Origin of the sequence: Duganella rhizosphaerae (assembly GCF_040364205.1) — a bacterium.
In the GTDB taxonomy this organism is placed as follows: Bacteria; Pseudomonadota; Gammaproteobacteria; order Burkholderiales; family Burkholderiaceae_D; genus Rugamonas; species Rugamonas rhizosphaerae.
The window spans coordinates 1-751 of record NZ_BPWK01000069.1 but is presented as its reverse complement, the minus strand read 5'-3'; the positions used below and the strand labels follow the sequence as shown (position 1 = coordinate 751).

Below are 751 nucleotides of genomic sequence, written 5' to 3'. Positions count from 1 at the left end.
GATCAGCATCGGCGATCAGGGTGTGGCCAGCGGCGTACGCGGCACGCACGCGCTGCTGACGCAGTTGCTGCGGCACGAGCACGCGCCATTGGCGCTGGCGCAGCGCTGCAGTGCGGTGCGGGCGCCGTTGCCGCTGTTCTCGTCTCTGTTGAATTATCGTCATAGCCAGCGCAATGAAGCCACCGATACTGAATCCGGATGGGATGGTGTCGTCGTGCTGACTGCGGCCGATCGCAGCACTTATCCATTGACTCTTTCAGTAGACGATTTTGGCAATGGTTTTGCGCTGACGGTGCAGGTCGATCAATCCGTGTCGGCTGGACGAATCTGCGGTTATATGCAGACCGTGCTTGAGCATATTGCCAGCCTTGCCGGGCATCCGAAGGAGACGGAGACCTCGTTCCTGTCGCTGGATATCTTGCCTGATGCTGAGCGCACTCTGGTGCTGTCGGACTGGAACGCAACCGACGCCGCCTATCCGTCCGAACTGGGCCTGCATCAGGTGTTCGAACAACAGGTGGCGCTGCGGCCGCAGGCCGTGGCGCTGGTCCACGACCAAAGTACGCTCAGCTACGCGGAACTCAATGCGCAGGCCAACCGCCTGGCGCGCCACCTGATCGCACAAGGCATCGGCGCGGGCGACTACGTGGCGACCTGCCTGGAGCGCTCGGCCGAACTGGTGATCGCCCAGCTGGCGATCCTGAAGGCCGGCGCGGCCTATGTGCCGCTCGATGCGGTGCTGCCGCCGGCC

1 protein-coding gene is annotated in these 751 nt (G+C 63.5%); it reads left to right on the top strand.

The window, feature by feature from the left end:
• A partial coding sequence (locus RUGAMON1_RS32630) for an AMP-binding protein (protein WP_445234422.1) occupies nt 1-751 on the top strand: 751 nt, incomplete at both ends.